At 74.3% G+C, this 9,653-nt stretch carries 11 protein-coding genes; 2 read left to right on the plus strand and 9 right to left on the minus strand.

The window, feature by feature from the left end; translation table 11 throughout:
* Positions 1 to 21: 21 nt before the first annotated feature.
* The 4 genes from M3185_RS15990 to M3185_RS16005 all read right to left on the minus strand — a co-directional run bounded on the left by M3185_RS15990 (position 22) and on the right by M3185_RS16005 (position 3,250).
* A complete protein-coding gene (locus tag M3185_RS15990) occupies positions 22 to 1,053 on the minus strand; it encodes a pirin family protein (protein ID WP_251334666.1) in 1,032 nt (343 codons plus the stop codon).
* A 66-nt stretch (positions 1,054 to 1,119) separates the two neighbouring features.
* Positions 1,120 to 1,791, minus strand: coding sequence for a flavin reductase family protein (locus M3185_RS15995; protein ID WP_308222220.1), 672 nt, complete (start codon positions 1,789 to 1,791; stop codon positions 1,120 to 1,122).
* 196 nt (positions 1,792 to 1,987) lie between these two features.
* A complete protein-coding gene (locus tag M3185_RS16000; protein WP_251334667.1) occupies positions 1,988 to 2,539 on the minus strand; it encodes a flavin reductase family protein in 552 nt (183 codons plus the stop codon).
* Between the two features lie 18 nt (positions 2,540 to 2,557).
* A complete protein-coding gene (locus M3185_RS16005; protein ID WP_251334668.1) occupies positions 2,558 to 3,250 on the minus strand; it encodes an alpha-ketoglutarate-dependent dioxygenase AlkB family protein in 693 nt (230 codons plus the stop codon).
* Between the two features lie 141 nt (positions 3,251 to 3,391).
* Between M3185_RS16005 and M3185_RS16010 the strand changes: the two genes are divergently transcribed.
* Positions 3,392 to 4,414, plus strand: a complete 1,023-nt coding sequence (locus tag M3185_RS16010; RefSeq protein WP_251334669.1) for an LLM class flavin-dependent oxidoreductase — start codon at positions 3,392 to 3,394, stop codon at positions 4,412 to 4,414.
* Positions 4,415 to 4,498: 84 nt separating this feature from the next.
* Positions 4,499 to 5,320 carry a GDSL-type esterase/lipase family protein gene (locus tag M3185_RS16015; RefSeq protein WP_251334670.1) on the plus strand — a complete coding sequence of 274 codons (822 nt, stop codon included), beginning with the start codon at positions 4,499 to 4,501 and terminating at the stop codon, positions 5,318 to 5,320.
* 119 nt (positions 5,321 to 5,439) lie between these two features.
* Here M3185_RS16015 and M3185_RS16020 read toward each other — a convergent pair whose 3' ends face one another.
* The 5 genes from M3185_RS16020 to M3185_RS16040 form a co-directional block, all read right to left on the minus strand.
* Positions 5,440 to 6,105, minus strand: a complete 666-nt coding sequence (locus M3185_RS16020; RefSeq protein WP_251334671.1) for a DUF3618 domain-containing protein — start codon at positions 6,103 to 6,105, stop codon at positions 5,440 to 5,442.
* Entirely contained in the window at positions 6,102 to 6,572 is a 471-nt protein-coding gene (locus tag M3185_RS16025; protein WP_251334672.1) for a phage holin family protein, read from the minus strand. The genes M3185_RS16020 and M3185_RS16025 overlap by 4 nt, the downstream gene beginning before the upstream one ends.
* The gene (locus tag M3185_RS16030) at positions 6,569 to 7,381 is read right to left on the minus strand and encodes a hypothetical protein (RefSeq protein WP_251334673.1); all 813 of its coding nucleotides are present in this window, start codon (positions 7,379 to 7,381) and stop codon (positions 6,569 to 6,571) included. Before M3185_RS16030 ends, M3185_RS16025 begins: the two co-directional genes overlap by 4 nt.
* A gap of 136 nt (positions 7,382 to 7,517) precedes the next feature.
* A complete protein-coding gene (locus M3185_RS16035) occupies positions 7,518 to 8,456 on the minus strand; it encodes an SDR family oxidoreductase (RefSeq protein WP_308222221.1) in 939 nt (312 codons plus the stop codon).
* Between the two features lie 170 nt (positions 8,457 to 8,626).
* The gene (locus tag M3185_RS16040; protein ID WP_251334674.1) at positions 8,627 to 9,445 is read right to left on the minus strand and encodes an alpha/beta fold hydrolase; all 819 of its coding nucleotides are present in this window, start codon (positions 9,443 to 9,445) and stop codon (positions 8,627 to 8,629) included.
* Positions 9,446 to 9,653: the final 208 nt, after the last annotated feature.

A 9,653-nucleotide genomic window follows, 5' to 3' on the forward strand; every position in this document is an offset into this window, starting at 1 on the left:
GGCTCGGGGTGGCCGGACGGCTCAGGCTCGGGGCTTGAGCCGCACGCCCGGCAGGCGCGGGGCCGGCAGGGCGGCTTCGCCGTGGGTGCGCGGGACCACGGGCCCGTAGGGCTCGGCCGGGTGCTCGCCGTCCGGGCGGGCCGGGGCGTCGGCGGCGCCCAGTTGCTGCTGCCACGCGTCGCGGAAGCGCTCGATCTCCTCGTGGGAGCGGCCGACGAAGTTCCAGAACATGGTGATCCTCTCGCCCAGCGGCTCCCCGCCGAGCAGGAGCAGGACCGACCGGCGACCCGCGGGGGCGGTGACCGCGAGGCGGCGGGCGCCCAGGGCGAGGTGGGCCAGCTGCCCTCCGGCGAGCGGACGGCGCCGCGCGTCGACGGCGAGCTCCACCTGCCCGTCGTCGAGCAGGACGCCGTGCTCGTGCCCCGGGTCGAGGTCGAGCTCGACGGTGACCTCGCCGTCCCGCCCGTCGAGGACGAGCTCGGCACCGAGCAGCGGCGAGTGCGTGCGCACGGGGGACGTGCTCCCGGCCAGGGAGCCGAGGAACACGCGCAGCTCCCAGCGCGGGCCCCGGACCGGGGCGGGGGCATAGGACTCGAAGCCCGGGTCGGTGAAGCGGGAGGCCTCCGGCAGGGCCGTCCACAGCTGCGCGCCGTGCAGCACGGTGGTCTCCGGGGTGGAGTACTCCGAGTGGTTGATCCCCCTCCCGGCGGTCATGAGGTTGAGCTCCCCGGGACGGACGACCGCGTGGTGGCCGGCCGAGTCCCGGTGCTCGACCTCGCCGGTGAACAGCCAGGAGACGGTCTGCAGGCCCGTGTGCGGGTGCGGGGGCACCCGCATCCCGCCGGTGGCCGCCACGTCGTCGGGCCCGTAGTGGTCCAGGAAGCACCAGGCCCCGATCATGGTCCGGCCGCGGGCGGGCAGGGTGCGGCGGACCGTCATGGCCCGGGGCCCGCCCAGGGGCACCTCGCGGGGCTCGATGATCTCGACCTGCCCCGGCGGGGCGGGCTCCGTGCCGCAGCTGCGCTCGGCGGGCCGGGTCTCGGAGGTGCTCATGGGTGCTCCTGGTTGGCGAGGGGCAGGACGCCGGTCGTCCGGGTCCCGGAGGGAGGCGCCGGCGGGTCAGGTCCCGTCGTCGAGCACGGACCGGTCGCTCAGCCCGTGGAACCGGCGCTGGTGGTAGACGAGCGGGGACCCGGACCCCTCGTGGCCGAGGACGTCCACCACGGCGGCGTTGAACACCAGGGCGGGTCCGGCCTTGATCCGGGCCAGCGGGACCGCCCGCAGCACGCGCCCGACCGCCAGCAGCCGCGGTTCGCCCGTGGGGAGGTACTCCCACGGCATGTCGTCGCCGAAGCGGGGTGTGCCCGAGACGGCGAAGGCGCTGGCGAGCCCCAGGTTCTCCGCGTCCAGCAGGTGGACGAGGAAGGAGTCCGCCTCCGCGACGACCGCGGCGGAGCCCCGCCGGGCCTGGAGCGAGAAGCCGAGGATCGGGGGGTCGACCGACACGGAGGAGACGGACGAGGCCGTCAGCCCGACCGGGCCCTCGGGGCCGCGCGCCGTGATGATCGCGACCCCGGCGGGGTGGCGCGCGAAGGCCGCCTTGAAGCCCTCCCCCACCCCGGCCAGTCCCTGGAGGTGGTCGGCGGGGACCGTGAGGTCGGCGACCTGCGCGGCGGCGCGCTCGGCCGGCTCCCCGGACGGCGGGACCACGCTCAGCCGCGAGTCGTCGCCGGGGGGTCCGGCGCCGTCGGGGGCCCGGCCGGATCCGGGTTCGTGGTGCTGAGCGGCCATGGGGTTCCTTCCGTGGGGAGCCGTGGGCACGGCGCCGTCGGGGTCGGTGCCACCCGTCCACGCTACGGCCTCGGCCTGTGCCCGGAGAAGGATTTCCCGGGTGACGTCCGGGGGCTTCACCTGCCGTCACAGTCTACGCACCCGCCGCGGGCCCGGTCCGTGCCCGCCGGCGCTCGTCCGTGCCAGCCGGCCCCGGTCAGCGGGCCAGCCCGCGGTAGGTGCGCGCGTAGTGCACGAGCGGGTCGTCGGCCCGGCCCTCGGCCACGCCGCGGCCCATCGCCACCACCTCGCCGACGACGATGCGGTGCGTCGCCGCGGTGTGCACCGCCGTGGTGGAGAGCTCGAACCACGCCAGCGCCCCCGCGACGACGGCCGCCCCGGAGCGCGGGGCCCGCCGGAACGGGACGCTGTCGAGCAGGCCCTCGACGGGGTTGCCGGGGCTGGCGAGCCAGGTGGCGATCCCCTCCTGGTCCCGGCGCAGCACGGACAGCGTCCAGGCGCCCGACGACTCCACGGCGTCGCAGATCCGCCCCTCCTCGAAGAGGCTCACGAGCATGGTGGGCGGGTCCCAGGAGACGTCGAGGAAGCCGGTCACGGTCGCGGCGTGGTCGCGCCGGCGGTGCCGGGCGGCCACGACCCCCACGCCCGAGGCGAGGTCCGCGGCGAGCACCCGGTACGCGTCGACGTCCCCCGGGGCGGGGGCCACCGGGTCGAGCAGGCGGGCCGGGGCGGGGTCGGGAAGCTCCATCCCGTCAGTGTGGCACGGTCATCCGGCCGGGGCGTGCCCGGTCATCCGCAGGGTGATGTTGAGCCGCCCGCCCTTCATCCCCAGCTCGGCGGAGCCGGTGCCGGGCCGGATCCGCGGCACGCCGTGGAACGCGTACCGGGACGGGCCGCCGAAGACGAAGAGGTCCCCGCTGTGCAACTCCACGTCGCGGTACGGGGCCGAACGGGTCTCGGTGTTGCCGAAGCGGAACACGCACGCGTCCCCCAGGGACAGGGACACGACCGGGGCCGCGGAGAACTCGTCCCGGTCCTGGTGCATGCCCATGCGCGCGGCGGCGTCGTAGAAGTTCACCAGGGCGGTGTCGGGCCGGTAGCCCCGCGCGCCCGGAGCCTCGGGGCCGTAGGCCTCCACCACGGCCCGGCGGCCCAGCTCGCCCAGCCACGGCGGCATGTCCAGGGCCCGCTTGCCGGGCCCCGTGCGCAGGTAGCGGTAGGGCTCCCAGTCCCATCCGAGGGTCACGGAGCGCACCGACATCCGCCCGCCGCCGGGCAGGACCACGTGGCGCATGGGCACGGGGCCGGCGGCCCACTCCCGGCACCGGCGCACGAGCTCCCGCTGCTCCCCGGGCCCCAGCCACCCGGGGACGTGGACCGCGCCGGGGGCGATCTGCGCCCGCTCGCGCGGCAGCTCGAAGAGCTCGGGCACCCCGATCGGGACGGGCGGGTCGGTCATGGCAGCGAGCCTAGCCGCGCCCGCCGACAGCGTCCGGGACCCTGCCCGACGGCGGCACCGGGGCCCGTGTGGGCCCCGCCACTGCGCCGGGCCGGGCACAGGAGTAGCGTGGAGGGCCTCTCCAATCCCGAAAGGTCCACCGTGCCGCTGCCCCTGTCCGTCCTCGACTTCGCCACCGTCCGCAAGGGCGCCTCCGTGGGCGAGAGCTTCGCCGACTCCGTCGCCCTCGCCCAGCACGCCGAGCGCCACGGCTACTCCCGGGTGTGGTACTCGGAGCACCACAACATGCCGACGATCGCCTCCTCCGCGCCCGCGGTCCTCATCGCCCACGTCGCCGCGCACACCTCCACCATCCGACTGGGCTCCGGCGGGGTGATGCTGCCCAACCACTCCCCCCTGGTCGTGGCGGAGCAGTTCGGCACGCTCGCGGAGCTGCACCCCGGCCGCATCGACCTGGGGCTGGGCCGCGCCCCCGGCACCGACCTGCGCACCGTGCGCGCCATGCGCCGCGACCCGTCGGCGGCCGAGCAGTTCCCGCAGGACGTCCGGGAGCTGCAGGGCTACCTCAGCGGCCGCTCGGTCGTCCCGGGCGTCGCGGCCGTGCCGGGGGCCGGGACGGGCGTGCCGCTCACGATCCTGGGCTCGTCGCTGTTCGGCGCCCAGCTCGCCGCCGCCTACGGCCTGCCGTACGCCTTCGCCTCCCACTTCGCCCCGGACGCCCTCGTGGATGCCGTGGCCGCGTACCGGTCCCGGTTCCAGCCCTCCGAGCAGCTCGCGGAGCCCTACGTCGTCGCGGCCGTCAACGTCATCGCGGCGGACACCGCCGACGACGCCGCGGCCCAGCTCGAGACCGCCCGCCGCGAGCGCGTGCGCGCCATGGTCGGACGCGGCCGCGAGCTCACCGACGCCGAGCTCGACATGGTGATGGACAGCCCCGCGGGCGAGCAGGTCCTGCACATGCTGCACTGGTCCACCGCCGGCACGGGGCCCGAGGTCCGGGCCTACCTCGAGCGGTTCGCCGAGACCGCCGACGCCGACGAGCTCATGGTCGCCCCCGCCTCCCCCTCCCACGGCCAGGTCCTGCGCTCGCTGGAGATCCTCGCGCAGGCCTGGGGCCAGGCCCCGCAGGACGCCGCCCTTCCCGCCGGGACGGCGCAGCGGTAGGTTCGGGACCCGCGGGCACCGCCGCCGGGCCCGCCCCGGGCGCCCCCGTGGCGCCCGGTCACGGCTCCCGGAAAGGCCGCTCCCATGTCCTGCACGTCCGTCCGCCGCACCGCCGCCGTCCTCGCGACCGGCCTGTCCCTCACCGGGCTCGGCGCACCCGCCGCGGCGGCGCCGCCCACGGTCGACGTCGTCAACCTCGGGGACTCCTACTCCGCCGCGTTCGGCACGGGCGGGATCGAGGCGGCACCGGAGATCCCCGGCTGCGTCCAGGGCTCCGGCCGGGACCACGTCGCCGCGCTCGGGGTGCACCCGCGCATCCGGGTGACCGTGAACGCGGCGTGCGCCGGGTACACCACCGAGCAGGTGCGCGCCCTCGTCGACGGGGAGCCCGTGGCCGGGGCCCTGGCCGGGGCCGATCTGGTGACCATGACGCTGGGGGGCAACGACGTCCGCTGGGGCGAGTTCGTCGGGGCGTGCAGCACCCGGGGCTCGGCGCCCGCCTGCGACGCGCTGCTGGCCGAGGCGCCCGGGCGCATCGCGGCGGCCGCCGGGTCGGCGGGCCGGACGGTCTCCGCCGTCGACGACGCCACCGGCGGGCGGGTCGTCGTGTTCGGCTACCCGCACCTGTTCGACGAGCGGCAGGACAGCGCGCTGATGTCCGCGCAGCGCGCGGAGCAGCTCAACGCCTGGACGGACGCGCTCAACTGTGCTCTCGAGGAGGCCGTGGAGGACGAGGGGGCCGTGTTCGTGGACGTCGCCGAGGGCTTCCGCGGCCACGGCATCGGCTCCGCCGAGCCCTGGATCCTCCTGGAGGCCGGCAACCCGGAGAGCCTGCACCCGACCGAGCGGGGCTATCTCTCCGGCTACTACCCCGGACTGCTGAGCCAGGTGGCCCGGGCCCGCTGACGGAGCCCGCCCGCGGCGGCCGCAGCTCCCCGGCGCCGTCACCGTGACGGCACGACGGAGGCCCCGGACCGTTCCCGGTCCGGGGCCTCCGTCGTGGCCGCGGGGCGGCCGGGGGTGCGTCAGGCGTTCTTCGTCTCGTCCCTGACGGTCTGCGCCGAGTCCTGCGCGGAGGACTTCAGGTCCTGCGCCTCGGACTGGCCCTGGGACTTGACCTCCTGGACGCCGGACTGCGCGGTCTCCTTGAGGGACTGCGCGGCCTCCTGGGCCGGCTCCTTGAGCCCCTGGGCCACGTCCTGCGCGGCCTCCTTGGCGGACTCCACCGCGTGCTGGGCGTGCGGCTGGACGCGGTCGGCGGCGGTCGAGACCAGCTGCTGCTCCTTCTGCGTGGAGGGCAGCAGGGAGCCGACCAGCCAGCCGGCGCCCAGGGCGATCACACCGGCGGCCAGCGGGTTGCCGCGGGTCTTCGCCCGGGCCGCCTGCGGGGCGTTCTGCACGGCACCGCGGGCCTGCTCGGCGCGGAACGCGGCCTCGTCCTTGAGGTCACCGGTGGTGTAACCACCCACGGTGAACTCGTCGTGGCCCTGGCCGTGGTCGTCGGAGGAGCCCATGACGCGCTCGCGCACGCTCTGGACCGTCCCCTGCACCTTGCCGCGGACCTTGTCCTTCTGCCGCTCGACGACGCGCTCCGGGGTCACCTTCTCGGCGACGGCGTCGACGTCGGCCCCGAGGCGGGCGCGGGTGGCCTCGATCTCGGCGCGGATCTGTTCGGGGTTCTGCTGGCTCATGGGGTCTCCTTCGAGGGGTTCACGGTGTCCGGGATCTCGGTGAGGGTCTCGCGGGTTCTCGGCAGCGGGTCCTGGGTCGCCCGGGTCAGCTCGCGCTTGCCCTCTTTGAGGTTCTTCTTGCCCAGGGCGGCGAGGATGCCCGCGACGACGGCCCAGATGACCGCCACGATCACGGAGGACCAGGCGAGGCCCACGAGGTTGCTCAGGCCCCACATGAGGGCCAGGGACAGGAACAGGAGGACGAAGTGCCCGGCCACGCCGGCGCCGGCGAGCATGCCCGCGCCCTTGCCCGCGTCCTTCGCCGACTGCGAGGCCTCACGGGCGGTCTGCGACACCTCCGCCTTGGCGAGGGCGATCTCCTGCTGGATGAGGGTGGAGAGGTTGGTGCTCAGCGACTTGAACATCGCACCGAGCGACTCGTGCTCCGCCCGTGCCTCGGCGTCCGAGGGGGGAATGGGATGGCTCATCGACGGTTGCCCTCCTGGTCGGGGTAGACGGTGCCCGGCACGCGGTCGGTGTAGGTGCGAGCGGCCTCGCCCTGCTCGTCCGAGCGGTAGGCGTAGGGGTCACCCGGGGTGTAGCCCGAGGTCTCGGTGCCCGTGAGGTTGCGGTCGTAGTCCTGGCCGTACACGGCGCCGGTGGCGGTGCCGCCCGTGACGGCGGTGCCGCGCTGGCTCTCCTGGTCCGAGAGGCCGAGGAACTCCTTGGCGCCCTGGCGGTCGGTGGCGATCTCGTCGCTGTCCTTGACACCGCGGGTGGCGCGGCCGGCGAGGAGACCGATGCCGGCGGCCACGGCCAGGAACGTGCCCGGGCGGCGGGCGGCGAAGCGGCGGACGTCCTCGAGCAGGTCCTTGGCGTCCTTGTTCTCCAGCGAGGAGGCGAGGGACTCGACCTGCCCCGTGACGTTGCCGAGCAGCCCCGCCACGAAGTCCGTCTCGGGCTTCTCGCCGCGGGAGATGGCGCTGATCTCGTCGCTGACGCTGCGCACGGCGGAGGCGACGCGGTCCTTCTGCGGGCGCACCTGCTCGCCGAGGTCGCTGCGGAGCTGGCCGATGAGGTTCTGCGCCTGCGCGGTCGCCTCCTCCTTGACGGCCACGGCCTGCTCCTTGGCCGTCTCCTTGACGCGCTGGCCGGAGCCGGCGGCCTCGGCCTTCAGAGCGCCGGCCTCGGACTTGGCGGTCTCCGCCGCGACGTCCTTCTTGGAGGTGGACTCGGCACCGGCGGCGTGGCTCGACCCGGCGTCGTAGGGGGTTCGGTCGTAAGGGTTCGTGGTCATGATTCCACCTTTCAGCAGCAATTTATAAGTTCGCTTAGGGGTGCGAGCTGATGTCAGCCTATGCGGATTCACCCGGCTCGCCAAGCATTTCCCGGGGCCCGTGCGCGCGACGTTCGGCGGGCGCGGGAGCACGGATTCACGGCGACGGGCTGCCCCCGTTGACGTTGAGGGTCTCGCCGATGACGTAGCTGGACTCCGGCGAGGCCAGGAACACGTAGGCCGGCGCGAGCTCGGTGGGCTGGCCGGCGCGGCCGATGGGGGTCGACTTGCCGAACTCGGGCAGCGCCTCCTTCGGCTGGCCGTCGGTGACCTGCAGGGGGGTCCAGAACGGGCCGGGGGCCACGGCGTTGACGCGGATGCCCCGGGGGGCGAGCTGCTGGCCCAGGCCCTTGGTGAAGTTGTTGATCGCCGCCTTCGTGGACGCGTAGTCGAGCAGCGTCGGCGAGGGCTGGTACGCCTGGATCGACGTGGTGTTGATGATCGACGAGCCGGCGGGCAGGTGCTTCAGCGCCGCCTTCGTGATCCGGAACATGGCGAGGATGTTGACCTCGTAGGTGTCCGTGAGCTGCTCGTCGTCCAGCTCCTCGAGGTTCTCCACCGCGATCTGCTTGCCGGCGTTGTTGACGAGGATGTCGAGCCCGCCCAGACCGTTCACGGCGTTCTCGACGAGCGCCTCGCAGAAGTCCTTGTCCGTGAGGTCTCCGGGCAGCAGGACGGCGGTGCGTCCGGCCTTCTCGATGATGCCCTTGACCACCTGGGCGTCGGGCTCCTCGTCGGGCAGGTAGTTGAGCGCGATGTCCGCGCCCTCCTTCGCGAAGGCGATGGCCACGGCTGCGCCGATGCCGGAGTCGGCACCGGTGATGAGCGCCTTGCGGCCCTCGAGGCGGCCGGTCCCCCGGTAGGAGAACTCGCCGCGGTCGGTCTTCGGCTCCAGTTCTACGTCCAGGCCGGGTTCCACCTGGTCCTGGACCGGCGGCTCGATGGCGGGGTAGCGGGTCACCGGGTTCTGGAAGGTGAGCTGGTCCGTGGTCTCCCGCTGGGAGTCGTCCGGGTTGGTCCCGTTCGTCTCGGTCACGTTCACTCCTCTCGTCGTGCACTAGTCATAGAAGCATACTGACGAAGTCGTGGGAAGCCTACTGATGACCCGCCGATTTGCCGCAGGTTCTCTGTGGGAGAACACGACACCCCGCCACCACGGGGCGTGGGGTGGGGTGTCGGTGGGGGTGCGCGGGCCGGGGTCGGGCCTCAGGTGGGGAGGTGGCGAAGGAACTCGCCCAGCGCCCGATCGAACGCCTCCGGCTGCTCCATGTTCGGTGTGTGACCGGCGCCGTCGACGACGACGAGCCGGGCCCCCGGCATCAGTTCGGCCATCCGCCGGCCGGCGCCGCCGTCGAAGGGGTCGTCCGCGCCGACGACCACGAGGACGGGGATCGTGAGACCGGGCAGCAGTCCGGTGAAGTCGCGGCGCTCGGCCCGGCCCCGCATGGCGGCGGCCGCCCCCTTGGCCGGGGCGCCCTGCAGCATCGCCAGCACCCGGGCGGCCGTCCCGGGCTGCGCCTCGACGTTGTACTCGGCGATCATCCTGTCCAGGACGTTGCGGCCGTACGCCGCCATGCCCCCGGTGAGCATGGCGTCCGCGGTGACGTGACGGCGTCGCCGGCCGGCGGCGTCCTCGGCCTGGGGCACGGTGTCGTTGACGACGAGGGCGCGCACGCGCTGCGGATGGCGGTGGACGAGCTCGAGGGCGATCTGCCCGGCCATCGAGAACCCGACGACCACGGCCTCGTCGATGCCGAGCCGATCCAGCAGCGCCGCGACGTCGTCCGCGAACTCCTCCGTGTAGACGATGCCCTCGGTGATCCCCGAGCCGCCGAAGCCCCGCAGGTCCGGGGCGACCACGCGCCAGCCCTGTGCCGCGAAGACCTCGACCTGCCGGTCCCACATGCTCCGGTCGTACGCGTGACCGTGCAGCAGGAGCAGGACAGGGCCCTCCCCACGGTCGGTGAGGGCCAGCGTGATCCCGTTGACGTCGGCGGTGGGGGTCGGGGGCATGGCGTCGGGCATGGTCAGCGGCTCCTGACGGCGATCGGACGGTGTGCCCCTCAGCGTAGCCAAGGACCCGGTGTGGGGTGGTGCTGTGTCCGTGGGTGGTTAAGGTGGGGAGCCCCCGCACCGTGTGGTGCGGGGGCTCGACCCTTCTGGTGTGGTCCGGCGGTGTCCTACTCTCCCACACCCTTCCGGGTGCAGTACCATCGGCGCTGTGGGTCTTAGC

Origin of the sequence: Kocuria rosea, from assembly GCF_023715525.1 — a bacterium.
Taxonomy (GTDB): Bacteria; Actinomycetota; Actinomycetes; order Actinomycetales; family Micrococcaceae; genus Kocuria; species Kocuria rosea_A.